The 21,953-nt window shown below is 61.4% G+C and carries 23 protein-coding genes; 7 read left to right on the forward strand and 16 right to left on the reverse strand.

Going from position 1 to position 21,953, the window contains the following annotated elements; genetic code table 11:
• Positions 1-78: 78 nt before the first annotated feature.
• Entirely contained in the window at positions 79-2,271 is a 2,193-nt protein-coding gene (locus ACQZ5G_RS05375) for a transglycosylase domain-containing protein (RefSeq protein WP_080817389.1), read from the forward strand.
• Positions 2,272-2,531: 260 nt separating this feature from the next.
• Here the strand turns inward: ACQZ5G_RS05375 and ACQZ5G_RS05380 are convergent, their stop codons facing one another.
• On the reverse strand, positions 2,532-3,437 hold the full coding sequence (locus ACQZ5G_RS05380; protein WP_003522308.1) for a LysR family transcriptional regulator ArgP: 906 nt from the start codon (positions 3,435-3,437) through the stop codon (positions 2,532-2,534).
• A gap of 370 nt (positions 3,438-3,807) precedes the next feature.
• On the opposite strand from ACQZ5G_RS05380, the gene ACQZ5G_RS05385 reads away from it, so the two are divergent.
• A complete protein-coding gene (locus ACQZ5G_RS05385) occupies positions 3,808-4,416 on the forward strand; it encodes a LysE/ArgO family amino acid transporter (protein WP_059753851.1) in 609 nt (202 codons plus the stop codon).
• Here the strand turns inward: ACQZ5G_RS05385 and ACQZ5G_RS05390 are convergent.
• Positions 4,413-5,801, reverse strand: coding sequence for a M20 family metallopeptidase (locus ACQZ5G_RS05390; RefSeq protein WP_448737484.1), 1,389 nt, complete (start codon positions 5,799-5,801; stop codon positions 4,413-4,415). The two genes, ACQZ5G_RS05385 and ACQZ5G_RS05390, sit on opposite strands and share 4 nt — an antisense overlap.
• A gap of 111 nt (positions 5,802-5,912) precedes the next feature.
• Here ACQZ5G_RS05390 and ACQZ5G_RS05395 point away from each other — a divergent pair, with 111 nt between their 5' ends.
• Both ACQZ5G_RS05395 and ACQZ5G_RS05400 read left to right on the forward strand, forming a co-directional pair.
• Complete coding sequence (locus ACQZ5G_RS05395) at positions 5,913-6,500, forward strand: DUF1214 domain-containing protein (protein ID WP_003522305.1); 588 nt, start codon at positions 5,913-5,915, stop codon at positions 6,498-6,500.
• Positions 6,493-7,041 carry a DUF1254 domain-containing protein gene (locus ACQZ5G_RS05400; RefSeq protein WP_035261158.1) on the forward strand — a complete coding sequence of 183 codons (549 nt, stop codon included), beginning with the start codon at positions 6,493-6,495 and terminating at the stop codon, positions 7,039-7,041. Before ACQZ5G_RS05395 ends, ACQZ5G_RS05400 begins: the two co-directional genes overlap by 8 nt.
• 19 nt (positions 7,042-7,060) lie before the next feature.
• On the opposite strand, the gene ACQZ5G_RS05405 is transcribed toward ACQZ5G_RS05400, so the two are convergent.
• The gene (locus tag ACQZ5G_RS05405; protein WP_448737483.1) at positions 7,061-7,249 is read right to left on the reverse strand and encodes a hypothetical protein; all 189 of its coding nucleotides are present in this window, start codon (positions 7,247-7,249) and stop codon (positions 7,061-7,063) included.
• Positions 7,250-7,810: 561 nt separating this feature from the next.
• Between ACQZ5G_RS05405 and ACQZ5G_RS05410 the strand changes: the two genes are divergently transcribed.
• Positions 7,811-8,746, forward strand: a complete 936-nt coding sequence (locus tag ACQZ5G_RS05410; RefSeq protein WP_448737605.1) for a DUF2336 domain-containing protein — start codon at positions 7,811-7,813, stop codon at positions 8,744-8,746.
• 75 nt (positions 8,747-8,821) lie between these two features.
• Here the strand turns inward: ACQZ5G_RS05410 and ACQZ5G_RS05415 are convergent, their stop codons facing one another.
• The 3 genes from ACQZ5G_RS05415 to ACQZ5G_RS05425 form a co-directional block, all read right to left on the reverse strand.
• A complete protein-coding gene (locus ACQZ5G_RS05415) occupies positions 8,822-9,175 on the reverse strand; it encodes a DUF1491 family protein (RefSeq protein WP_003509247.1) in 354 nt (117 codons plus the stop codon).
• Positions 9,176-9,410: 235 nt separating this feature from the next.
• Positions 9,411-10,310 carry a peptidoglycan-binding domain-containing protein gene (locus ACQZ5G_RS05420; protein WP_448737482.1) on the reverse strand — a complete coding sequence of 300 codons (900 nt, stop codon included), beginning with the start codon at positions 10,308-10,310 and terminating at the stop codon, positions 9,411-9,413.
• Positions 10,282-11,814, reverse strand: a complete 1,533-nt coding sequence (locus ACQZ5G_RS05425; protein ID WP_448737481.1) for a sensor histidine kinase — start codon at positions 11,812-11,814, stop codon at positions 10,282-10,284. The genes ACQZ5G_RS05420 and ACQZ5G_RS05425 overlap by 29 nt, the downstream gene beginning before the upstream one ends.
• A gap of 488 nt (positions 11,815-12,302) precedes the next feature.
• Here ACQZ5G_RS05425 and ACQZ5G_RS05430 point away from each other — a divergent pair, with 488 nt between their 5' ends.
• Together ACQZ5G_RS05430 and ACQZ5G_RS05435 are read left to right on the forward strand one after the other, a co-directional pair.
• Complete coding sequence (locus ACQZ5G_RS05430; RefSeq protein ID WP_448737480.1) at positions 12,303-12,728, forward strand: DUF5330 domain-containing protein; 426 nt, start codon at positions 12,303-12,305, stop codon at positions 12,726-12,728.
• 197 nt (positions 12,729-12,925) lie between these two features.
• Positions 12,926-13,342, forward strand: coding sequence for a SufE family protein (locus tag ACQZ5G_RS05435; protein ID WP_003522298.1), 417 nt, complete (start codon positions 12,926-12,928; stop codon positions 13,340-13,342).
• Between the two features lie 3 nt (positions 13,343-13,345).
• On the opposite strand, the gene ACQZ5G_RS05440 is transcribed toward ACQZ5G_RS05435, so the two are convergent.
• The 10 genes from ACQZ5G_RS05440 to ACQZ5G_RS05485 all read right to left on the reverse strand — a co-directional run bounded on the left by ACQZ5G_RS05440 (position 13,346) and on the right by ACQZ5G_RS05485 (position 21,787).
• Positions 13,346-14,173 (reverse strand): DUF6456 domain-containing protein, encoded by an 828-nt coding sequence (locus ACQZ5G_RS05440; protein ID WP_448737479.1) that lies wholly within the window; start codon positions 14,171-14,173, stop codon positions 13,346-13,348.
• A complete protein-coding gene (locus tag ACQZ5G_RS05445; protein WP_448737478.1) occupies positions 14,166-14,588 on the reverse strand; it encodes a helix-turn-helix domain-containing protein in 423 nt (140 codons plus the stop codon). The genes ACQZ5G_RS05440 and ACQZ5G_RS05445 overlap by 8 nt, the downstream gene beginning before the upstream one ends.
• A gap of 390 nt (positions 14,589-14,978) precedes the next feature.
• The gene (gene ros, locus ACQZ5G_RS05450) at positions 14,979-15,407 is read right to left on the reverse strand and encodes a MucR family transcriptional regulator Ros (protein WP_003509257.1); all 429 of its coding nucleotides are present in this window, start codon (positions 15,405-15,407) and stop codon (positions 14,979-14,981) included.
• A gap of 433 nt (positions 15,408-15,840) precedes the next feature.
• Positions 15,841-16,173: a monovalent cation/H(+) antiporter subunit G gene (gene mnhG / locus ACQZ5G_RS05455; protein ID WP_003522295.1), complete on the reverse strand. Its 333-nt coding sequence runs from the start codon at positions 16,171-16,173 to the stop codon at positions 15,841-15,843.
• A complete protein-coding gene (locus tag ACQZ5G_RS05460) occupies positions 16,170-16,556 on the reverse strand; it encodes a cation:proton antiporter (protein WP_080852480.1) in 387 nt (128 codons plus the stop codon). The genes mnhG and ACQZ5G_RS05460 overlap by 4 nt, the downstream gene beginning before the upstream one ends.
• Positions 16,553-17,032 (reverse strand): Na+/H+ antiporter subunit E, encoded by a 480-nt coding sequence (locus tag ACQZ5G_RS05465; RefSeq protein ID WP_003522293.1) that lies wholly within the window; start codon positions 17,030-17,032, stop codon positions 16,553-16,555. Before ACQZ5G_RS05465 ends, ACQZ5G_RS05460 begins: the two co-directional genes overlap by 4 nt.
• Entirely contained in the window at positions 17,029-18,606 is a 1,578-nt protein-coding gene (locus ACQZ5G_RS05470) for a Na+/H+ antiporter subunit D (RefSeq protein ID WP_448737477.1), read from the reverse strand. The genes ACQZ5G_RS05465 and ACQZ5G_RS05470 overlap by 4 nt, the downstream gene beginning before the upstream one ends.
• A gap of 18 nt (positions 18,607-18,624) precedes the next feature.
• Complete coding sequence (locus ACQZ5G_RS05475; RefSeq protein ID WP_448737476.1) at positions 18,625-19,002, reverse strand: Na+/H+ antiporter subunit C; 378 nt, start codon at positions 19,000-19,002, stop codon at positions 18,625-18,627.
• The gene (locus tag ACQZ5G_RS05480; protein WP_127758187.1) at positions 19,002-19,421 is read right to left on the reverse strand and encodes a Na+/H+ antiporter subunit B; all 420 of its coding nucleotides are present in this window, start codon (positions 19,419-19,421) and stop codon (positions 19,002-19,004) included. Before ACQZ5G_RS05480 ends, ACQZ5G_RS05475 begins: the two co-directional genes overlap by 1 nt.
• Complete coding sequence (locus tag ACQZ5G_RS05485) at positions 19,418-21,787, reverse strand: putative monovalent cation/H+ antiporter subunit A (protein ID WP_448737475.1); 2,370 nt, start codon at positions 21,785-21,787, stop codon at positions 19,418-19,420. The genes ACQZ5G_RS05480 and ACQZ5G_RS05485 overlap by 4 nt, the downstream gene beginning before the upstream one ends.
• Positions 21,788-21,953: the final 166 nt, after the last annotated feature.

Here is a 21,953-nt window from a genome sequence, read left to right on the forward strand (position 1 = left end):
TCGGGAATGGGTTGAAGCGTAGAATATCAGGCAGACATATCGATGGCAGCGTTGCGTTGAACAGGAAAACATCGCCAGGTGCAGGAAGAAAAAGACGATAAAAAAGGCCGTAAAAAACGGCACATCCTGCTCCGGATCGATAGCTTCATCGACTCCGGCCTGTGGACGGCTGCGGCAAGGCTGGTGGATTTCTGGGAAGACGTCACCATCGCCTCCCGCAAGCTGCATGTACGCGGCTGGAAGAAGCTGCTCGTCAACCTCACCTGCGACGCGCTGACCTTCGGAACGGCAGGGTCCGTCGTGCTTCTGGCGCTCGCCATGCCCGCTTTCGAGGAAACCAAGAAGGACTGGCGCTATCGCGGCGATTTCGCCGTCACCTTCCTCGATCGTTACGGCAATACCATCGGCCATCGCGGCATCATTCATGAGGATTCCGTTCCGATCGACCAGATGCCGGATCATTTCATCAAGGCGGTGCTGGCGACCGAGGACCGGCGTTTCTTCGACCATTTCGGCATCGATTTCATCGGCCTTGCCCGCGCCATGAGCGAAAACGCCCGCGCCGGCGGCGTGGTGCAGGGCGGCTCGACGCTGACGCAGCAGCTCGCCAAGAACCTGTTCCTCACCAATGAGCGCTCGCTGGAGCGCAAGATCAAGGAAGCCTTCCTCGCGCTGTGGCTCGAGACCAACATGTCGAAGAAGGAAATCCTCAGCCTTTATCTCGACCGCGCCTATATGGGCGGCGGCACCTTCGGGGCGGCGGCGGCGGCGCAATTTTATTTCGGCAAGAACCTGACCGACGTGACATTGGCCGAATCCGCCATTCTGGCCGGTCTGTTCAAGGCGCCGGCCAAATATGCGCCGCATGTCAACCTGCCCGCGGCGCGTGCGCGCGCCAACACCGTGCTCTCCAACCTGGTGCAGAGCGGGTTGATGACCGAGGGTCAGGTCATCGGCGCGCGGCGCAACCCGGCCACCGTCATCGACCGCGCCGATGTGAAGGCGCCGGATTATTTCCTCGACTGGGCTTTCGACGAAGTGCAGCGGCTGGCCGCCGAGGGCAAGTTCAAGGACCACACCGTCGTCGTGCGCACCACCATCGATACCGGCCTGCAGCAGGCGGCTGAACAGGCGATGGAAATGGGCCTGCGCGAATATGGCGAAGGTTATCGCGTCAAGCAGGGCGCGATGGTGATGATCGAGAACGGCGGCGGCGTGCGCGCCATGGTCGGCGGGCGCGACTATGGCGAAAGCCAGTTCAACCGCGCCACGGCGGCGCTGCGCCAGCCGGGCTCCTCCTTCAAGGTCTATACCTACTCGGCCGCCATGGAAAAGGGCATGAAGCCTGAGACGCTGATCTCCGACGCGCCGGTGACCTGGCGCGGCTGGTCGCCGCAGAATTACGGCCGCTCCTATGCCGGCAAGGTGACGCTGCAGATGGCGCTCGCCAAATCCTACAACACGGTGCCCGTGCGTCTTGCCAAGGACGTACTCGGCACGCAGGTCATCGTCGATACCGCCAAGGCCATGGGTGTCGCCACGCCGCTGCGCAGCGACAAGACCATTCCGCTCGGCACATCGGAAGTGACGGTTCTCGATCAGGCCACCGCCTATGCCGTTTTCCCGGCCGACGGTATGCAGTCGCGCCGCCACGGCATCGAGCAGGTGCTGGATTACGAGGGCAATGTTCTCTACGATTTCAGCCACAACGAAGCGCCCGCCAAACGGGTGCTTTCCGAAGACGCCAATTCGAAGATGAACCAGATGCTGGTGACCATCCCGGTCATGGGCACGGCCCGGCGCGGCGCGCTGGACAACGGCATCGTTTCCGGCGGCAAGACCGGCACCTCGCAGGCCTATCGCGATGCCTGGTATGTGGGTTTCACCGGCAATTACACAACGGCCGTCTGGTTCGGGAACGACGATTTCACGCCGATGAACAACATGACCGGCGGCGCGCTTCCGGCCATGGCCTTCAAGCGGCTGATGGACTACGCCCATCAGGGCATGGAACTGCGCCCCATTCCCGGCATCCAGAACCCGCTGCCGACAGGCGCACGCCCGCAGCCTTCGGCGGAGGTGGCGGCCGCTGCCACCAGCACCCCCGCTTTGCCGGCACTCACCCGCCCGCGCTCGCTCTCGGCCGAGGCAACGCGTGTGATCCGCTCCATCGCCAAGAAGATGAAGGACGCTTCGGCCTTGAGTGTGACGACGCAGAAGGTGGCGGATGCGTCGTTGCGCGAGGGCGCGGAGGATGCGGCGCGGCGGTGAGGTGTGGCGCATTGCCTGAAGATTCTGTCGGAGTGCGCGACTTACCCCCCTCTGCCCTGCCGGGCATCTCCCCCACAAGGAGGGAGATCGGCAAGACGCTTTACAACCACTTCAATCTCAAACGTTGAGATGGGCGAGACATAGCCTCGGGTCGATCTCCCCCCTTGTGGGGGAGATGTCCGGCAGGACAGAGGGGGGTAAGCGTCACGCTCCCCGTCTCTACAATCGGAAAACCGCGATCCAGCCTGGCGCAAGATGCTTCACGGCATCGGGATCAACACCCCCCTCGCCGTCTCCACCACATGCGACGTCAACACCCCCAGCCGCTCCGCCGCGAGCCGGTTGACCTGCCAGTAAAGCGGAATATCGAGCGGCGTGCCGGGAACGACCTCCACCAGCCTGCCCGTCTTGAGGTGATCCCCCACAAGCTGTACCGGGTTGAGCCCCCAGCCCATGCCGGAAAGGCTCGCCTTCACGAAACCGTCCGTCGAGGGCAGCCAGTGGGTGGGATAGGCGATATCCTCGCCCAGCACCTTCCTGACCCAGCTCGCCTGCAGCCTGTCCTTCTGGTTGAAGGTGAGCCCCGGCGCGCGGGCAAGGGCGGCGGGCGTGACGCCTCCGGCGAAATGGCGGGCCATGAAATCCGGGCTGGCGGTGGCGTGATAGCGCAGCACGCCGAGGGCCAGGACCCGGCAGCCCTGCACCGCCTTGGCATGGGCGGTGACGGCGGCAAGCACCCTGCCGCCGCGCAGCCATTCCACCGTGTGGTCCTGATCGTCCACCGCAATATTGACGAGATAATCGCTGCCGCCGGTGAATTTCGAAACCGCATCCAGAAACCATGTGCCGAGGCTGTCGGCATTGGTGGCGATGTTGAGCGTCACGCGCTCCTGTGCTGCGCCCGCTTCCGCCAGCGCCGGAAGCTGGCGGAACAATTCGCTTTCCAGCATGCCGACATGATCCATGTGACGGCACAGCCATTCGCCCTTTTCCGTCGCCACGCACGGGTTGCCGCGCACGATCAGCACCACGCCCAGCCGCTCCTCCAGTTGCTTGATGCGCTGGGAGACGGCCGACGGCGTGACGCACAGCACCTGCGCCGCCTTTTCGAAACTGCCGGTTTGAGCAACGAGCGCCACGGCCCGCATGGAGGGATAATCGAGCATTACGGCACCTCATGCAGGGTTAGGAGATGGCGTGAGGGCCCTGGAAGCCATAGGCGACGGCCTCTCCTTCCCTCATTCCTGTGCTTGTCACAGGAATCCAGTCGACGCACGTCTGTGCGGCGGAAGAGTCTTTTCAGCCCAAGGACTTGGGCTGACTGGATTCCTGTGACGAGCACAGGAATGAGGGTGGAGAGATGGCACCATCGCGGAAAATCGCGAGGTTGAAGAGAGAAGTGCAACATTAGCTCAGCTTATCTGGATTGAGTTTATTTAACTGGATTAAACTATCTGACGGAAATATCCAAGCACTCGGTCCGGAAGCAACGCCTTCGGGCATTCCACAGGGACAGAGGCAGGGGCCGCGACGCGCATGGACATCCAGATCTTCTTCACCGGCCTGACGATGGGCCTCAGCCTCATCGTCGCCATCGGCGCGCAGAACGCCTTCGTTCTGAAGCAGGGGCTGGCGCGCTCGCATGTGTTTGCCGTCTGCGCCACCTGCGCCATTGCCGATGCGTTGTTGATTACCGTCGGGGTTTTCGGTTTTCAGCGGATCAGCGCCATCATGCCGGCGCTCGATCCCATCATGCGTTATGCGGGGGCCGCCTTCCTCATCTGGTATGGCGCCAAAAGCCTGCATTCGGCGCTGCGCTCCTCCGAGGCGCTTTCGGTGGCGGAGCGGCAGGAGGCGAGCCTGTGGCAGACGCTGGCCATCTGCCTTGCGCTGACCTTTCTCAATCCGCATGTCTATCTGGATACCGTCGTGCTGCTCGGCACCATTTCCACGCAGTTTCCCGGCTTCGAAAAAACCTTCGCGGCGGGCGCGGCCACCGGTTCGCTGGTGTTCTTCTTTTCGCTGGGTTACGGCGCGCGCTGGCTGCGGCCGATCTTCGAAAAACCCTCCGCCTGGCGCATCCTCGAAGGCGTCATCGCCGTCACCATGTGGGCCATCGCCTTCAAGCTCGTCATGGGCGCCTAAAGCGGCGGCGTATCCCCCTCTCCGATATCCCAATAGAGCCCGGCCATAAGGGTAAGCGCCTCGCGGGCGATCTCCTTCGGCAGATGTTCGTTCGGCGCATGCTGCGAGCAGCCGGGATAGGAATGCGGCACCCAGATGGTGCGCAGTTTGAGGATATCGGCAAAGATATCGTTGGGCAACGAACCGCCGAGATTGGGCAGAAGCGCCGGTTTTCTGCCCGTTGTGCGGGCAATGGAGCGCAGCGTGAAATCCACCCATGGATCCTGCGGATCGAGCCGGGTGGCGCGGAAAATCTCGTCGCCGGCAGGCGCGATTTCCACCATGGCGAAACCCTGCCGGTCGAGGTGACGCCGCACGGCGGGCAGAACCGCTTGCGGATCGATACCGACGACGAAGCGCAGTTGCAGCCGCGCCCATGCCCGTGGCGGAATGGCGTTGACCGGCGCACGCGGATTGCCGGTCTCGAAAGCCAGCACTTCCAGTGCACACCAGCCGAAAACCCGCTCGGCGGTGGAAAGGCCGGGCTCGCCCCAGTCCGGATCGATCTTCGGGCCGTCCGGCCCGCCATCGATTTCACAATCGGCAAGGGCCTCACGCACCGCTTTCGGCAATTCCTCCGGCACCAGTTCCGGCACGCGGATCTGGCCGGTCGGGCCGACGAGACTTGCGACGGCATGGGCCAGCTGCACGCCGGGATTGGAGAGCGCGCCGCCCCAATTGCCGGAATGATGGCCGCCCTCACGCGCCTCGATCACCAGATCGAAGGTGATGCCGCCGCGCGCGCCGAGAAAAACCGTCGGCCGTTCCGCATTCAGGCGCGGGCCGTCGGAGGCGACCAGAAGATCGGCCTTCAACCGCTCGCCATGGTTCCGGCAAATCTCCCTCAGGCCGGGGGAGCCCCTCTCCTCGCCCATCTCGATCAGATATTTGGCGTTGAAACCAAGCCTGCCGCGTGTCTCGAGCACGGCCTTCAACGCCGCCATATTGACCGAATGCTGCCCCTTGTTATCGGCGGTGCCGCGCCCATACCACCTGCCATTGCGCTCAGACATCACAAAGGGCGAAAGCCCCTCGGCCCAGCCCTCGTCCTGACCGCGCACCACATCCCCGTGGCCATATCCCAGCACGGTCGGCAGCGTGTCGCCTTCGAAACGCTCGGCGATCAGAAACGGCAAATCCGCCGTCGGGTCACGCAGGATGGTGCAGGAGAAACCCATGGCGGCGAAAGCGGGCAGCATTTCCTGTTCCAGATAAAGCGTCAGCTCCTCGCCCTGCTCCTCATTCTGGCTTTCGGTCCGTCGCAAAACGCGTCGCGACAAATCCCGCTCGAAGCTGCCATCGTCGAAACAGGCGGCGGCACGGTCGATTGCGGATTGTCGCGACATGATGGAATATCCCCGGTTGTGATCATTTTCACGGAGAGTAAACAAGCCGCGCCATTTTCCAAACAGGGAATCAGTGATAGTCCTCGACCTGTTCATAAACGGGAAAACAGCGTGTTCCGAGTTCCATTCCTTGTCGGCATCGCCCTTCTGATCGCCTTTGGCGGCGGTATTGCCGCGACGCTGGCAGCCCTTGAGGCGACATCCGGCTTTGGATCGATCCGCATCGGCTCCTGGGATGCCTTTCCCGAAGCGCAGACGATCGAGGCCGATCCTTACGCCAAATCGCACCGCGCCGACGCCGGCAAGCTCCTTTACGGAACCGCGGAAGGGCTGGCTTTTACCGCCTCCGTCGACAGCGATGGGCAACGCCTGAGCGGCGAATGCCGCTACCGGCTGGCCGGCGCCGTGCCGCCTGCACGGTTCTGGACGATCTACACCGCCGACCAGCAGGGCAATGTGCTGGCGGAAGATGCGGGGCGGCCCTTCGCGCTGAATTCCCGTACGCTTTTGCGCAGCGCCGATGGCGGCATCGACATCACCATCGCCGCTGACGCCCAGACCTATAATTGGCTGTCGGTGCCGCAGGGCCAGACCTTCAGGCTGGTCATGACCCTGCTCGACACGCCCGTCGCGGGCAGTTCCGGCCTGATCGATATCTCCATGCCGCAAATCCGCAAGCTGGGGTGTGGCAATGCTTAGGGTCCTGCTCGCCATCCTCACCGGTCTCGTCGGCGCAGCCGTGCTGCATGTCATCATTCTTCTGGCGATACCGCATTTCAGCAATCGCGACGCCTATACGCGCGCGGTGGCGGAAGGAAAGCCGCATCAGTTTCATCTGCTCGAAGAGACGACGGAGAAAAAGACGCTTGGCAGCGGCGATCCCTTCATGCGGGTCGCGGTCTGCACCTTCGATATCGAGGACAAGCCGGTCAGGCTCACCGCCATCGGGGCCGTGCCCTTCTGGTCGGTCGCGGTTTACGACAAGGCCTCGAATGAGGTGTTCAGCATGAATGACCGCACGTCCGCCGGCGGGGTGATGGATATTCTGGTGGCGGATGCGGTGCAGATCGCCGCCATCCGCAAGGCGCAGCCACCCGCGCTTTCGCAGGCCATTCTGGCGGAATCGGATCAGACGGAAGGATATGTTGTGTTGCGGACCATGGTGCCGCAGCCGAGTTTCGGCGAAGAGGCGGAACGGTTCCTGAACGAGGCGAAATGCCAGCCGACGGCGTGGAAATAACGTCGGTTATTCTCTGTAGTCAGGATTTGAGGGCGGTTTCCGCTGCGGATTTGCCCTTGCGCGCGACTTTTCCGGTCGGCTCGGCATCGCGTTTTTCATAGCGCACGCCAGTAAACAGCACGACTTTCGCCGGGCCGATCACCGTTGCCACCGCGCCGGCGGGGCGCAGGCTTCGTCGGGCGTCGCCGATTGGAATAATCTCTGCCATGCTCATCTCCTCTTCGGGACATGATTGTCAATGTTGCCCATGGGAACCGCGCAAGCCTCGTCTTGCGTCGGGAATTTCATCACCATCACATTGCGCATAGGCCAGTCCACAGACTGGTTTTCGCACGATCCAAAAATCCAAAGCGATTCTTATAAGGGGATCGTGCGCAGATTCAGGCTTCGCATGCCATTTTTGCATTTATTCCGTCGATAAGAATAACATGGAATCCTAATACTGCCCATGAAATTACAAACAGACAGAGGTTAATGATCCGTTAACCCTAATTGCCGGACCCCAACTTATTCCGGCCGGAGCCGCACCCCTTGAAAACAAAGGCGATGCGGTAAAGTTCCACGGCATTTCGTCCGTCATCAAGGTTTTAAAATTTCCTTGTTGATAGAGGCGGATTCTCTCTTGCCACCCCCCATAGTTAACAGGACGTCAACGCATTTGCTCTAATTTGAGCCGATATTGTGTTTGCGTTTGTTGGGTAGTGCGTTGACCGACCGGTTTCGAGAACTTGAGAGGCCAAGAGCCGTGAGGAAGAAAGATGTGGTGCTGATGGCCACCGTGACGAATTTCGAGAATGTCTCCCATCCGTCAAAAACGGACCTTCGGCAGTTCGCCGAACTTTTCATGCCGCTTTTCAACGCCTCCACCGACGAAGCCAAGCGGGAGGCCATTGCCGCGCTCTCCCAGCATCCGAGCGTGCCTTCGGCTGTCGCCTTCTTCATCGCCTGCCAGCCGATTTCGCTTGCGGCGCCCTTCCTCATTTCCTCCAAATGCCTCGATGACGATACGCTGATCACCATTGCCCGCACGCAAGGGGCGGCGCATGCGCGCGCCATCGTGCGCCGCGAGGACCTCTCCCCCACCGTCATCGATGCGCTTGTCGGGCTGCGTCACGCCGAAGATCTGAAGCGGCCGGATGGAGAGACGCCGGCTGCCGAACCGCAGGCGGCGGAAAGCCCTGAAGAGCCGAAAGCGGAAGTAAAGACGGACAACATCGCCGCCGCTTCCGCACTCGAAGAGGAAATGCGCCAGCGGATCAAGCAGATGGCGCATCACCTCAACCGCCCGGAAAGCGACGTTCTCGGCCTTCGCCGGTTGAGCGAGGTGCAGGAAGCGCTGCTGGTGCGTTTCGCCCGCGAGCGCAATGCCCGGCAATTCGCCGTGGCGCTGGCGGATTCTCTCTCCTCCAGCTACTGGCTGTCGGAGCGCATCATGCTCGATATATCAGGCGCACAGCTGGCAACGACGCTGACCGGCCTTGGCATGGAATTTTCCGAGGCGGCTTTCGTGCTGCAATGCTTCTATCCGCATCTTTCCGCCGCCGAAGGCGATATGAGCCGTGCCGAAGCCCTGCTCGACCGTCTCGACATCGTGGAATGCGAAGAGCGGCTGGAGAGCTGGCGGCGGGCCGACAGCTATACGCATGGCCGCGAACGGCCGGGCCACAGCGCACCGGCTGCGCAGAGAACCGGGACGCAAGGGTAAGCGCGGCCTGGTTTTGCGTCTTTTGCGACGCGAGGCCCTTCGCTGACCGAAAGCCGGGGTCTGCTTTTCCTGCCTCTAGGCCTTGGGCTGGTCCACCAGCGTCAGCAGAGTTCCAATCTCGTCGGTTTCGATCTCCACCACCCAAAGGTCGCTGTCGAAACGCCGTTCCCTTTCCAGAAGAGCGGCACTTTCCTCGCCATCCGCACCCGCAAGACGCGTTTCGAAACGGCGCTCGGCACGGATTTCCTCATCATCGGCGAAACTTTGCGGCGCGGGCCCATAGAGGTTCTCGCGGCCATCGCGCAGACGCTGGCGAACAAAGATCGCCCCCGCCTCCTCTGCCCCCTTCTTTTCGACGGCGGCAAATCCGCCGGCGGCGAAGACGCGGCGGATGAGGGCTGAGACGAACATTTCGGATTTGAGACGCATGGGGGTGCTTTCGATTTTTTTGCGCTGCTTGAGGTGCGTGGGGCTTTACCCCCCTCTGCCCTGCCGGGCATCTCCCCCACAAGGGGGAGATCGGCAAGAGGCCCTTTTACTGCTTCATTCTCAAACCTTGAGATGGGCGAACGCTTTCCGCAGACGATCTCCCTCCTTGTGGGGGAGATGCCCGGCAGGGCAGAGGGGGGTAAAGCCCCACGCACCCTCGGCTGCTGTCAAAACCTCAAAGCGCCCCGATCGACTTCAGCTTCTTAAGCACAGCCTCGCTCGGCTCACCGGTTTCCGGCAGGCGATAGTGTTTCTCAAAGGCGCGGATGGCGTTGCGGGTCTGCTGGCCGGCCACGCCGTCCACCTTCACGTCGGCATAGGCGATGTTGATCAGCCCCTGCTGGATCTTGGCGATCAGATCGCGGCTTGCCGGTTTGGCCGCGCTGTTGAGAGAGGCCGGTTCGGCCTTCGGGCGCGGTGCTTCCGCCTTGCGGATGGCGGCAGCCACGGGGTCGATCTCGACGCCGCCGCTGGTATCGGCAGGCCGGTCCCTGGGGATCGCGGCAACCGTCGCGCCGTCTATCCGCAGCGCCGCCAGCACGCGGGTCGTCGGCTCGCCGGTCTGTTCCATGCCGAGCGTTTCTTCGAAGAACATGATGGCGGCGGCGGTGCGTGGGCCCATGCGGCCATCCGCCTCGCCTTCGTAAAGCCCGCGTTTCTTCAGTTCGGCCTGAATATCGGCGACGATCTGCTGCGGCTTCTGGTTTTCGGCGACAGGCTGGGCCGGCGTTTCAGCCGCCGGCTGCTGCGCGTTTTGCGGCTCCGCCGGTCGTTCTATGCGGAAGGTGGTGACATTGCCCTGCGTGCCGAGCGGCTCGGCCGGGCGATAACCGGCAATGCCGTTCGGGTTTTCCGCATCGCGCGTGCGCAGGAAGGGCGAAGGGTGCACGCCCGGCTGATACCAGAGCGCATTGGCGGCGACAAAACCGAAGACGACCGCGAAGGCGCCGCAGCTGCCGACCAGTTTCGGATGGCGCAGGATTTCGCGCCCGATGGCCGAAACCACCAAGGAAACAATCCCGGCGCCAATCTGGGCCGTTGTTTTCTTAGGCGATTTTCGCTTTCGCGGGGCCATCGTCACCATCCTTTTTCATCATTGCGGCCATATCGCCGAGCTGCCGGATGCGCGGCGGAAATTCCACCATGCTTTCGGCTTCGGCGCTTTCGCCGCCACCCGCCATGCCGGAACCGTCGGCAGGCAGGGTGATCGTTACGACCGTTCCCTCGCCGGGCCTGCTGGCGATGGCGAAAGTGCCGCCATGCAGTGCCACAAGCCCCTTGACCAAGGACAATCCCAGACCCGTGCCCTCATAGCGACGGGTATATTCATTCTGAACCTGCATGAAAGGCTGGCCCAGGAGCTCGATCTTGTCGGAAGCGATGCCGATGCCGGTATCGCTCACCGTCAGCTTCAGCATCGCACCCTCACGCGCGGCGTCGATCGACACCACACCACCGGCATCGGTGAATTTTATGGCGTTGCCGGCAAGATTGATCAGAACCTGCCGGATCGCGCGCTGATCGGCCGAGATTTCGCCGATACCGCGCTGGATGCGGCTGGTCAAAGTCAGGCCTTTTTCCTTCGCCTGCAGGCCGAGCATGGCCTCGCAGGACGAGATTGTCTCGGCAATGGGGAAGCTTTCCATCAGCAGCTCGTAACGGCCGGCCTCCAGCTTGCTCATGTCAAGCATGGTGTTCACGACAGAGAGAAGATGGGCGCCGGACTGGCGGATCAGGCCGACATATTCCCGCTGGCGGTCGTTCTCCAGCCGGCCGAAATATTCGCCGGCGAGAATATCGGAAAATCCGAGGACGGCGTTGAGCGGCGTGCGCAGCTCGTGGCTGACGGCGGCAAGAAAGCGCGATTTCGCATCATTGGCCGATTCCGCCTCGGCCGCCTTGCGGGCGACATCGCGGCGCAGGCGTTCCATCTCGGTGACATCGGAAAGCTGGGCGACGATGCGGCGCAGCCGGCCACTGGCGCTGCGGATCGCCGTCATCTCGATACGCGCATGCATGAACTGCGCCTGACGCGACTTTGCGCCGGTCTCGAAGCGGAGTTCGGCGGTTGCCCGGTCCTCGCCCTGCCGCAGCAGGTCGAAAGCCTGCATCAGTTCGATACGGTCCGAGACATAGACATATTCAACGAGGGAATGACCCTTGCTGGCCTGCAGATCGGCGGGGAAGGTCGCAAAATCGCGGCCGGAGACGTGTTCGACGAAGCCGGTTTCACCGATCATGAGCACGAGGCCCGGCACCTGCGAAGCGGCGATCAGGTCGTTATCTCCAGACGCGGCGGAAAAGGAGGAGGCACCGCGCGCGGGACGCGAAAAGGCAATCAGCAATGCTGCGGCGGCCAGAAACAGCGCCAGCACCAGGGCAGCGCCGATGGGCAGCGCAATGGCGGGGCTGAAAACGAGGCTGAAGAGGGCTGGTACCACCAGAAGTCCGACGGCGCTGAAGGCGATCAGCCGGCGCAGGCGCGCAACGGTTCCGGCGCGCCTTTCGGCGTCCTCTTCCATGCGCGCAAGCCATCTGCCTGCGGCATGGTCGACCAATGCGACCGCTTTTTCTCTCATATTACGCAATACCAACACCGAATCCCTGAGGCGGTTCTAACGGCTCCGACAATAGAAGGCGGCGGCTTAAGGAATGGATAAAAAGAATGGCCTCAAAGGCCCGTCAAATGCCTCGCAGTCCCATTACGGGGCATTTCTTCGAAGCTTTGCCAATCATGGTTAATGACGGGTAAGCGACGGATTTCGCTTCATTTTTGCCATCGCGTTAACTTTTGTGGCAAAGCTTTCCGCCGCTTTGCCCCGGAACGCGCGGCCTCTGTCGCAATTATGCTTAACATGGACTGTTAAAATGCGAATGAATTGATGGCAGGCGTCCCGATACGAGGAGAATAGATACAATTTGAATTAAATTGCGCCGCTTTTTGCAATCGGCTGTTCGCCGGTCGCGTGTAGCTTCTTCACAAGCCCGAAAAACGGGACAAAGGCCGATGACCCGAAACCGGGCGGGGCTTTAGAAAACAAAGATCATCTGGCAGGGTAGTCTGACAATGTGGTTTCTGATCAAGGGAACATTCTGGTTTTCGCTGGTGCTGGTGGCGCTGTCCTATTTCGGCAGCAGCAACGATCCGGCCAAGGAACCTTCGGCCTTCGATATTCCCAGCGCCGTTTCGGCCGCCGGTGAAGCCTATCGTTATGTCAGCGCCATCTGCATCGAAAAGCCCGATGTCTGCGTCAAGGGCGCCGAAACCTTCCATGCGCTCGGCGAGCGGGCAAAGGAAGGCGCAAAGGTGGCCTATGAACTGCTGGACAAGCAGCTTGCTTCCGGTGACAAGTCCGCCCCCGCCGCTGAACTCGCGGCCGAGACCGAAAAACTGGCCGAAGCCCCGGTCGTCAGCGTCGAATTTCCGAAGGATGCCGACATGCTGAAGACCGGCACCGTCATTCCCCTGCCGCAGAAGCGCCCGGCCCCCTGATACTGTTGCCCTGATCCTTGCCGGCCACCGCGCCGCACCCTTTTTGCAGCCGAAAATATCCGGCTGCCGATTGCCTGCCTGACTTGCCCACGGAAACCTGTTTTCCGTGGGCTTTTTCATGGCCCATGGTTCAAAACCGGCCGCACTTCGCCTATATCCTAACAAAGACCTGCAATAATGGATGATACGGCGCGCAAATGGCCTCTCTCGAAACGATCCTTGACGACTTCGCCTTCCTCGATGACTGGGAGGATCGTTATCGTTATGTCATCGAACTCGGCAAGGCGCTTCCCGATCTGCCGGAAGACAAGCGCACGGCCGAGAACAAGGTGCATGGCTGCGCAAGCCAGGTCTGGCTCGTCAGCCACAGTAATGGTGCGGAAGACCCTCTCCTGACCTTCGAAGGCGATTCGGATGCGCATATAGTGCGCGGCCTCGTCGCCATCGTGCTCGCTGTCTATTCCGGCAAGAGAGCCTCCGAAATCGCCGGTCTCGACGCCATCGAGGTATTCGACAGGATCGGGCTGGTGGAGCATCTGTCGTCGCAGCGCGCCAACGGCCTGCGCTCCATGATCAAGCGCATCCGCGAGGAAGCCCGGCTGCTGGCCGCCTGACCTTCACCTCGTCATCGGTGGGCGATAATCCGCATCGCCCCAATGGTGTTCCTTCCTGCCGGCGCGGGCCGCAGGCGGCGCATAATGGCGGGCAAGCGCCAGCAGTGCTGCGCGCAGTAGCAGTTTTGCCGACCGCGCCGGCCATTGCCTTTCCCGCTCCACCGTCTCCAGCCCCTTTTCGAAGCAGCAGATATCGATGGCGACGCCCGACAGTTCGGGCCCCATCGCATCGGCCGCGCGGGAAAACCGCGTTCTTGCGGCCATTGCCGCCTCGGTGAGATCGAGCGCGCCTCCCGCCTCGCCTTTTGTGCGGTTCGCTATTCTCGGCTCCCATGTCGCCGTAACCTTCGGGTTGAGATGGCCGCGATGAAAATCGGCGGCGAGACGTTCGCCCGCCTCCAGAGCATCCGCCGGGAAAAACGCCGCACCATCCCGTTCCTTCAGCCTCGCAAGGCTGGTCAGGGGAGAGGTGTTAAGATTGCGCCGGGCCTGCTGCTTCGCATCGCCGACATCCACAATAACCGTCTGCATATGCCGGTGCTGCTCCTGAAAAACCTCGTCCCGGTCTTTTGCCATTGCGCGTTTCAGGCAGGAGGCGAGCGGCGGTGCGGCGGAAAGGGTGTTGTCCCGCTGCTCGACCAGCCCGGAGGAAATGGCAAACCGCACCGTCGCTGCCGGAAACCGCAGCGCCGTGTGGCCAGCCCGCGCCCGGCGCAGGACGATATCGCCGCCCTCCTGCGACATCTCGGCCGCGCCCGCGGCGATGCAACGCAGCAGCCGCAGGAGATGAGGGTTCGGGGAGGCAACGGGGGTGCTTTTTTCCTTACTCATCCCGGGCGCCTTTCATTGCGTTGAAGATACTGCCGGTGAGCCGCTCCAGCACGGCGACGAACTCATCGAATGCCGGTTCGTCACGCCGGTCCTCCACCACCTGGCAGGCATGGCCCACCGTCGTCCTGTCCCGGCCGAAACACGGCCCGATATCCGACATGGGAATGCCCAGCTGCACATGGCAAACATACATGGCGATCTGGCGGATGTGGCATTCCGTGCGCCGGCTGTCGCGGCGCACCAGCGTTCGGTCGCCCGTCAATTGCACCATCTCGCCGGTGAGCTGCCGTACCAGACGGCAGAGACGGGAAATCTCATCCCGCCCGGCCGCAGACGGCCAATGACGAAAGGCACGATCACCGACCCGCACGCAAGGCCGCGCGGCGGCAGGCAGAAACACAGTATCCGACGGCATATGCAACTCCTCTACGAATAGGAATTAATTCATACACCTGAGAGCAAGCATGGGGAAGCGCAAATTTGGCGTGGAGGATTATGCGATTGATACGGCTTTATTTTTGCAGAGTTGATGTGTGCGATAAAGGATTTTTTTCCTCAATCGAAATTTTGCGCGACATAAAGTCGGTCGAGGGAACGGCTCCCGGGTCTGGTGCGATGCAGTTCTCGATCGCGAAAGACCCCTCTCACGGCGCAGACGCGCCGTAGCTGGATGCCGGATATGGTCCGGCAGGACGGAGGTGAGGTCTTCGAACCCCAGAAACGAAATCGGCCGGTCAAAGGACCGGCCGTATTGCCTTGCGACTTCCGGCTATCTGTCAGGACAGCAGCCGGACCGTCTTTAAAATCAACGGCTGGCCTTGCGGCGCTGACCGAGACCCATTTCCTTGGCGAGCCGCGAGCGGGCTTCGGCATAGGCGGGCGCAACCATCGGATAGTCGACCGGCAGGTCCCATTTTTCGCGATATTCTTCCGGCGTCATGCTGTGATGCGTCGTGAGATGCCGCTTGAGCGACTTGAACGAGCCGCCACATTCCAAACAGACGATGTGGTCATCCTGAACCGACTTGCGGACGGAGACGGCAGGCTTCTGCTTTTCGACATTGACCGCCACCGATGCCGGTGCCGATGTTCCGCTGAGTGCCGTGTGAACATCCGAAATAAGGCCGGGAAGCTCAGTTACCGGAACGACGTGGTTGCTAACATAGGCAGCCACAATATCCGCAGTCAGTTCGACCAGCAGATCCTGGGCGTTACCGTATGCAGTTTCCGTCATTTAAGTATCTCCTGTTTATTGATCCCCTGACGCGGGCGAACGCCGCATCGAGCGATGTGAAGTTACCCGGTGCCCCACCTTCGCCTTGTTGAAACCAACATGAAACCTACCCCTAGATTTCGAGCGAAAACCGGAAACGAATTGGTCCGAGATTCAACTTATGGCCCGCGACATGGGCAGCAATGGTCCGATGGGCCATAGATTAGACATTAATAAAATGCCTATGCCGACTATGAAGAGGCTAGATGCAAATCGCGATTAGCAACTTTACACTTAATTTGGATAACAGCAAAACAGCAAAAGTCAAATTCCTATTGTGAATTTTTCAGTTCAAAACAGTCTAATCGGAATACAAAAAATTACGGGTAATAAAATACTATGCCAAGTAGTAATTGAAAATGAATACCCCCAATTATTAGGGGGATTTTCAACTTCAAATTTTCTTGATGTCATCAACTACCGATTTAACGGCAAGCGGATAACCTGCCTTGTGAGCGGCCATGGCAAGAAGATGTGCCGAGACCGGCGCGGTAAGGACAAAGAAGAAGAAACCGGCGAGCGCCCGCGCCAGCGTCGATATTTCCATGGAATGGATGCCGACAGCCAGAAGCAGCAGGCCGGACCCCACCGTTCCCGCCTTGGAAGCCGCATGCATGCGGGTGTAGACATCCGGTAGCCGATTGAGCCCGATTGCCGCGATCAGCGAGAAAATGGCGCCTGAGACCAACAGCGCCGCAACCAGAATAGCCACGATCCAAGCCATCATCGCCTACCCTTTCCTTTTCTGTTGGCGACACCTTTTTCCATATTTTTTTCAATGGCTTCAGATGCCCTTTCACCATCGAGAACCGCCGTCGGCCTGCGCCGGCCGTCCGGGCCGCGCGACAGCACGAAGCGGGCGAAGGCAACCGTTGCCAGAAAACCGACCAGCCCGAGCGCAATGGCAATATCGACGTAAAGATTGAAGCCGGTGCGGATGGCGATGACTGCGATAAAGCCGATGGCGATGCCCACCAGCATGTCGAGCGCAACGATACGGTCCGGCAAGGTGGGGCCGACGACGACACGATATACTGTCAGCAAAAAGGCGGCCGACAGAACAACCGATGCAAGTATAGTTGCAAATGAAACTATTTGTTCCGGCGTCATATCTGAAACGCCTCCATGATCTTTCTTTCAAAGCCGTTGCGGATGTCGTTTTTCGTGGCCTCGATATCGCTGCAATCGATCGCGTGCACGTAAAGCGTTTTCCTGTCCGCCGAAACATCGACCGAGAGCGTGCCTGGCGTGAGCGTGATGAGATTGGCAAGCAGCGTGATCTCGAAATCCGTCGTCACCGTCAGCGGATAGGCGAAAATGCCGGGCTGCACGTCGAGCTTCGGCCGGGTCACCAGCACGGCGACCTTCCATGCGGAAAGCGCCAGCTCCTTGAAGAACAGCAGCACCAGCGACAGCACGCGGACAAGCCTGAGCCAGTGGTTACGCCCGCCGGGAAGCTGGTGGCGGATGATGCCGAGCGCCAGCGTCGAAACGACAAGGGCGAAAATGATGTTCGCGAGCGTGACGCTGCCCGTCACGGCGAGCCATACGGCAACGAAAAGCAATTGTACGAGATAGAGGCTCATGGTTTGCCCCCTTCGGTAAAGACCGACTGGATATAGGCCTGCGGATTGCCGAGGCCTGCGGCCGCCTGCTGGCTGAGATTGAGCAGGCTTTCCGGAAACAAGCCGAAGAATACCACCAGCAACGTCAGCCCAACCAGCGGCGCGAAAGACGGCGCTGCCGAGGGCGACGCCTGCGGCACGGAAGGCTGACCGGTGGATGCCGCAACGGGACGCCAGAAACACAAAAGGAAGATCCGCCCGAAAGCGATGGTGGCGATGAAGCCGGAGGCGAGAATGGCGCCGGCCAGCCACCAGGCGCCGATATCGATCGCCGACTTGACCAGAACCGCCTTCGGCCAGAAGCCGGAAAAGGGCGGCAGGCCGGAGCCGGCGAAAAACAGCGCCAGCGCCAGCGCCGAAAACCACGGAGCCTGCTGGTAAAGGCCTCTGAGTGAGGTGAGGCTGAAACCGCCGCCGAGGCGGGCCGCATGGCCGGCGGCGAGATAAAGCGCCGTCATCAGCACCATGGAATGCAGCGCGTAAAAAATGGCGCCAGTGACACCCGACGGCGTGCCGATGGCGATGCCGGCCATCATGTAGCCGATGCCCGATATGACGATATAGCCGAGCATGCGGCGGATATCGTTCTGGGCGAGCGCGCCCATGGCCCCGAGCACCATGGTCAACGCCGCCGAGATGGCGATGACGATGCTGAGTTCTTCCCGCTCGACCGGAAACAGCATAACCATGACGCGCAGCAGCGAATAGATACCGACCTTGGTGAGCAAGCCGCCGAACAGGGCGGAAACGACGATGCGCGGCGTGTGATAGGAAGCGGGCAGCCAGAAGTTCACCGGGAAGGCGGCGGCTTTCATGGCGAAGGCGAGCGCGAACAGGCTCGCAAGCGTCATCAGCGGTGCCGAGCCGCGCAGCCCGGTCGCCTTCTGGGCGATATCGGCCATGTTGAGCGTGCCGAAGATGGCGTAGAGATAACCGACCGTTATCAGGAACAGCGTCGTGCCGATGAGGTTCAGAATGGCGTATTTCAGCGCGCCGTCGATCTGCTCGCGCGTCGAGCCGAGCACGATCAGGCCGAAGGACGAGATCAGCAGCACCTCGAACCAGACATAGAGGTTGAAGATGTCGCCGGTCAGGAAAGCGCCGGTGACACCGGCCATCAAGAGCATCAGGAAGGGATAAAAACCGTATCGCCTGCCGCTGGCGTCGATATCCGCGCCGGCATGGATGGCGCCCGCAAGTGCGACGATGGCGGCGGCGAGCGACAGCAGCGCACCCGTCAGATCGGCGGTAAAGGCAATGCCGAAGGGCGGCAGCCAGCGGCCCATGACCATGGTGAACGGGCCATCAGTGGCGACCTTCCACAAAAGCGCGGCATCGAGCAGCACCAGCATGAACAGCGCCGCGATGGCGACGGTCGCGTGGTGGCGGATGGCGTGGCGCATCATCATCAGCACCGCGCCTGCGCCAATGCAGAGCGCGATGGGGAGAATGATCAGCCAGTCGGTGAGCGGCACGGGCGTCGTGACGAGCGCTGCGGAAAGATCGGTGACTGCGGATGTGGTGGAGGATGCCATGTGTCTCAGCCTCGCCGCTCAATAACCGAGCGGCGGCAAGGGCTCGCCTGCGGGTTCTGCGGTGCGCATTTCGTCCGTGTCGTCGGTCTGCAGTTCCTGAAACGCACGCCAGGTCAGCACCAGAAGGAAACAGAAGAAGGAAAAGGAAATGACGATTGCCGTGAGGATGAGCGCCTGCGGCAGCGGATTGGCCGCACCCGCGGGCAGCGTATCCATGCCGGGCCGAATGATCGGCGGCACTTCGCGCGTCAGCCTGCCCGCCGTGAACAGCAGAAGGTTCACCGCATTGCCGAGAATGGCGATGCCGAGCAGCATGCGGATGCTGTGGCGCGACAGCATGAGATAGATCGCCACCGAAAAGAAGATGCCGACGAGAATGGAGAAGACCGCTTCCATCAGTCGCTTTCCCTTTCTTCCAGCGCCAGCGCAATGGAGGTGATGGCGCCGACCACGACGAGATAGACACCGATATCGAAGGACATGACGGTGGAGAGCGGTATTTCGACACCGAACAGGTTCGGATAGACCCACAGCCCGGTCATGAAGGGCACGCCGGCGGCGATGGAAACGAGGCCGGAAAGCATGGACAGCAGCAGCCCCGCCCCCGCAATCGACAGCGGATGAAACATGATTGCGCGCCTGACTGCGGTGACGCCATAAGCGATGCCATAGATCGCCAGCGCCGAGACCGCGATCAGGCCGCCGATGAAACCGCCGCCGGGCTCATTATGGCCGCGCAGCAGCACGAAGATGGAAAACAGCACCATGAGGCTGGTAACGACAGGGGCGACGGTGCGCAGAATGAGCGTGTTCATGCCCGCGCTCCTTTCTTCTTCGCGGTCTTGGCCGATCCCTTGACGGCAGCAGCCGGACGGATGCGGATCAGCGCGAGAATGGCGAGACCCGTTATCATTACCACCGCGATTTCACCGAGCGTATCCGTGCCGCGGAAGTCGACGATGATGACGTTGACCACATTGGCGCCGTGGGCGATGACCTTGGAATAGGTGTTGTAGAAATCCGTCAGGCGGTTGTCGAAGCTCGCCTCGGTCGCGCGCATCAGGAACAGGGCAAAGCCGGTTCCGCAGGCGATGGCGATGGTGCTGTCCAGCAGCTTCTGGCCAAGGCCGCGATGGTCTGACGGCGACAGGCGAAGCCGCGTCATCACCAGCGTCAGGATGACCACCGACAGCGTCTCGACCATGAATTGCGTGAAGGACAGATCGGGCGCGCCGAAGAGCAGGAAGATGACCGCCACCGCAAAGCCCTGAATGCCGAGCGCGATGATGGCGGTGAGCCGGCTCGACGCCGTCAGCACTGCGATGAGCCCCGCCACGGCAATGGCAATGAAGGTCAACTCATGAACCGGCATATCGCGCGGCCAGGACGGCATGGACGGCAATTCGCCATAAAGGAACAGCGGCACCAGCAGCACGGCTGCGATGACGGCGAAGGTGGCGGTGACGTAAAATTCCAGCCTGCCCGGCTGAATGAGCCGGGTGATGTGGAACGAGACTTTCACCAGCATTTCGATGAAGACGTCAAAGCCCCTGTCCGGCCCCGCCCCCAGCGCCTTGAAGGTGCGGTCGATCAGTCCACGGACGGCGGAAAGCTGCGTGTAAAGGACGATGCCGAGCGCGATGGTGAGCAGCGACAGGCCGAGCGGCACGCCGATATGCGGAATGAGCGAGATTTCCACCGGGCGCGCCTCACCGGCAATGGCGCTCGCCATCGGGGTGGAGATGTAGAAATGCGCGATGCCGGAAAAGAGCGCAATCGTCAGCCCCTTCAGCGCCAGAAGCGCCGGGCCGAGCCAGAGCAGCAGCGGGCCTTCATGCGCGTGTTTCGGGGTCTTCACCGGCTTGCCGAGGAAGGGTTTCAGCGCAACCGCAAAGGCGACGGCGAACATCAGCCCGTTGCCGAGGATGGCGATGCCGGTGAACAGCACGGCGCGCGGATTGCCATGCGCCAGCGCGTAATAAATCTCTTCCTTGGCGAGAAAACCGAAGAAAGGCGGCAGGCCGGCCATGGAAATCGCAGCCGCCAGCGCCGCCGCGAAGGTGATCGGCATGGCTTTTCTGAGGCCGCCGAGCTTCGTCACGTCGCGGGTGCCGGTCTCATGGTCGATGTTGCCGGCGACCATGAACAGCGCGCCCTTGAACAGCGAATGCGCCACCAGATAAAGCACCGCCGCCTCGATGGCATGGTCGGAGCCGAAACCCGTCAGCATGACCAGCAGGCCGAGCGACGACACCGTCGTATAGGCGAGCATCAGCTTGAGATCGGTCTGGCGCAGGGCCAGCAGCGCGCCGGTGAGCATGGTCAGCCCACCGAAGAAGGGCAGCAGGATCTGCCAGGCGGCGGTATCGCCGAGAACCGGGTTGAGCCGCATCAGCAGATAGACGCCGGCCTTCACCATGGTTGCCGAATGCAGATAGGCCGATACCGGCGTTGGCGCTTCCATGGCGTTGGGCAGCCAGAAATGGAACGGAAACTGCGCCGATTTGGTGAAGGCGCCGCCGAGAACCAGAAGCAGCGCGGCCAGATAAAACGGGCTGTCGCGCAAGACATCGCCGCCGCGCACCAGCATCGACAGTTGCGTCACGCCGCTGATATCCCAGATGAAAATCAGCCCGGCGAGCAGCAGCAAACCGCCGCCGCCCGTCACCACCAGCGCCTGCAACGCGGCGCGGCGCGAGGCGGCGCGCTCATGGTCGAAGCCGATCAGCAGGAAGGAGGTGATGGAGGTGAGTTCCCAGAAGACGAACAGCATCAGCAGGCTGTCGGAAACCACGACGCCCAGCATCGCGCCCATGAAGAGCAGCAGGAAGGACAGGAACCGGCCCTGTTGCGGATGGCCTTTCATATAACCGCCCGCATAAAGCACGATCAGCAGGCCGATGCCGGTGATCAGCAGCGCAAAGGTCAGCGACAGGCCGTCGATGAACCAGGAGAAGCTGAGATTGAAGCTCGGCACCCAGGCATAACCGCCGGTCACCACCCCGCCTGCCGCGATATCTGGCAGCATCAATGCAAAATGCGCAAAAGCGAGAGCAGGCGCAATCGCCAGGACCCACGCCGCATTGTGACCGAACCTTTTAACCAGGACGGGTGCGGCAAGCGCTGCCAGAAACGGCAGAAACAGCGACAGGAATGTCAGCGGCGTGACATCGGATGTCATTCACATCTCCCGGGATGTCCCCCATCCCTGCGCGCCAATAATGGCGTTCTTCTTCAAATCGTTTTTTCAGTTAGAGCGCATTTCCGGGCGGAAAACCGGGCTCCACTTTTCCTGGAAATGCTCTAAGGCATAGACAAAGCCATCTCAACCCAAATCGGTACTCCCG

This window comes from Agrobacterium sp. 22-214-1 (genome assembly GCF_053522465.1).

What these genes read in the sequence shown, in the direction of transcription:
- ACQZ5G_RS05415 (WP_003509247.1), bottom strand. Translation starts at nt 9,175, where the DNA reads ATGCGTCTCAAATCCGAAATGTTCGTCTCAGCCCTCATCCGCCGCGTC.
- ACQZ5G_RS05405 (WP_448737483.1), bottom strand. Translation starts at nt 7,249, where the DNA reads ATGGCAGAGATTATTCCAATCGGCGACGCCCGACGAAGCCTGCGCCCC.
- ACQZ5G_RS05400 (WP_035261158.1), top strand. Translation starts at nt 6,493, where the DNA reads ATGCTTAGGGTCCTGCTCGCCATCCTCACCGGTCTCGTCGGCGCAGCC.
- ACQZ5G_RS05425 (WP_448737481.1), bottom strand. Translation starts at nt 11,814, where the DNA reads ATGAGAGAAAAAGCGGTCGCATTGGTCGACCATGCCGCAGGCAGATGG.
- ACQZ5G_RS05485 (WP_448737475.1), bottom strand. Translation starts at nt 21,787, where the DNA reads ATGACATCCGATGTCACGCCGCTGACATTCCTGTCGCTGTTTCTGCCG.
- ACQZ5G_RS05380 (WP_003522308.1), bottom strand. Translation starts at nt 3,437, where the DNA reads ATGCTCGATTATCCCTCCATGCGGGCCGTGGCGCTCGTTGCTCAAACC.
- ACQZ5G_RS05480 (WP_127758187.1), bottom strand. Translation starts at nt 19,421, where the DNA reads ATGAACACGCTCATTCTGCGCACCGTCGCCCCTGTCGTTACCAGCCTC.
- ACQZ5G_RS05475 (WP_448737476.1), bottom strand. Translation starts at nt 19,002, where the DNA reads ATGGAAGCGGTCTTCTCCATTCTCGTCGGCATCTTCTTTTCGGTGGCG.
- ACQZ5G_RS05460 (WP_080852480.1), bottom strand. Translation starts at nt 16,556, where the DNA reads ATGACGCCGGAACAAATAGTTTCATTTGCAACTATACTTGCATCGGTT.
- ACQZ5G_RS05430 (WP_448737480.1), top strand. Translation starts at nt 12,303, where the DNA reads ATGTGGTTTCTGATCAAGGGAACATTCTGGTTTTCGCTGGTGCTGGTG.
- ros (WP_003509257.1), bottom strand. Translation starts at nt 15,407, where the DNA reads ATGACGGAAACTGCATACGGTAACGCCCAGGATCTGCTGGTCGAACTG.
- mnhG (WP_003522295.1), bottom strand. Translation starts at nt 16,173, where the DNA reads ATGATGGCTTGGATCGTGGCTATTCTGGTTGCGGCGCTGTTGGTCTCA.
- ACQZ5G_RS05470 (WP_448737477.1), bottom strand. Translation starts at nt 18,606, where the DNA reads ATGGCATCCTCCACCACATCCGCAGTCACCGATCTTTCCGCAGCGCTC.
- ACQZ5G_RS05465 (WP_003522293.1), bottom strand. Translation starts at nt 17,032, where the DNA reads ATGAGCCTCTATCTCGTACAATTGCTTTTCGTTGCCGTATGGCTCGCC.
- ACQZ5G_RS05385 (WP_059753851.1), top strand. Translation starts at nt 3,808, where the DNA reads ATGGACATCCAGATCTTCTTCACCGGCCTGACGATGGGCCTCAGCCTC.
- ACQZ5G_RS05440 (WP_448737479.1), bottom strand. Translation starts at nt 14,173, where the DNA reads ATGAGTAAGGAAAAAAGCACCCCCGTTGCCTCCCCGAACCCTCATCTC.
- ACQZ5G_RS05420 (WP_448737482.1), bottom strand. Translation starts at nt 10,310, where the DNA reads ATGGCCCCGCGAAAGCGAAAATCGCCTAAGAAAACAACGGCCCAGATT.
- ACQZ5G_RS05410 (WP_448737605.1), top strand. Translation starts at nt 7,811, where the DNA reads ATGGCCACCGTGACGAATTTCGAGAATGTCTCCCATCCGTCAAAAACG.
- ACQZ5G_RS05445 (WP_448737478.1), bottom strand. Translation starts at nt 14,588, where the DNA reads ATGCCGTCGGATACTGTGTTTCTGCCTGCCGCCGCGCGGCCTTGCGTG.
- ACQZ5G_RS05390 (WP_448737484.1), bottom strand. Translation starts at nt 5,801, where the DNA reads ATGTCGCGACAATCCGCAATCGACCGTGCCGCCGCCTGTTTCGACGAT.
- ACQZ5G_RS05435 (WP_003522298.1), top strand. Translation starts at nt 12,926, where the DNA reads ATGGCCTCTCTCGAAACGATCCTTGACGACTTCGCCTTCCTCGATGAC.